Below are 825 nucleotides of genomic sequence, written 5' to 3'. Positions count from 1 at the left end.
GGCGATCGTCCATCATGACGGAAGGGGTGGACATCAGGAAACCCCACTTAGATACGGTCGCGTAGCTTATCGTGAGTAAGATACGGCAGCGTTTCCTAAAGTGGAAGGTGTGGTGGCGGAGCAGGTGCGTGGCAGGGGCCCGGAGCGGCGGCGCGGGGAGGTGCTTCTGCGTGCCGTACACGAGGCGGTCCTCGCCGAGGTCGCCGAGGTCGGCCTCGGTCAGCTCACCATGGAGGGCATCGCCCGGCGCGCGGCGACCGCCAAGACCTCCCTGTATCGGCGCTGGTCCAATCCACAGGACCTACTGCTGGACGCGCTGCATGACGCGCATCCGGTCGAGGAGCCGTCGCCGTCCGGGGATGACCTGCGCGCCGATCTGATCACGGCGCTGACCCTGCTGGTCGAGTGGTTGACCTCACCGGCGGCGAACGCCGTGAAGGCCATCATGACGGAACGGCGGCGCTATCCCGACCTGGCGGAGGCATTGTACGAGCGGGTGTTCGACCCGCGTGGCGGCACATTCACCCACACGGTGCTGCGCCACTACGCGGAGCAAGGAACGATCGACTCGCGGCTGCTCACTCCGATCGTGTTCCAGATCGGCGAGGCGCTGGTGTTCAAGCTGCTCGTGGACCTCGATCGCTTCCCCACCCACGATGAACTGGCCGCCATCGTGGATCAGGCCATCCTGCCCGCGGTCGGCGTGCCTCGGGACGCCGCCACTGTCGCCGAGGCGTAAGGGCTGGTTGGGGCGGCCAGCCGGGCGTGACCGGGGAGGGGTGTGGGGCCAGGCGGCGCTGGTGCGTCTACCGCACCGGCCCGGTC

The 825-nt window shown here is 68.1% G+C and carries 1 protein-coding gene; it reads left to right on the top strand.

Going from position 1 to position 825, the window contains the following annotated elements; all coding sequences use genetic code 11:
• The first annotated feature begins 109 nt into the window (after positions 1 to 109).
• Positions 110 to 739, top strand: coding sequence for a TetR/AcrR family transcriptional regulator (locus E1193_RS31500; protein WP_243707991.1), 630 nt, complete (start codon positions 110 to 112; stop codon positions 737 to 739).
• The last annotated feature ends 86 nt before the right edge of the window (positions 740 to 825 follow it).

It is taken from the genome of Micromonospora sp. KC606 (assembly GCF_004348675.1).
Lineage (GTDB): Bacteria > Actinomycetota > Actinomycetes > Mycobacteriales > Micromonosporaceae > Micromonospora.
Note: the sequence above shows the minus strand (reverse complement) of the source record. Positions and strands in the feature narration are given on the sequence as shown.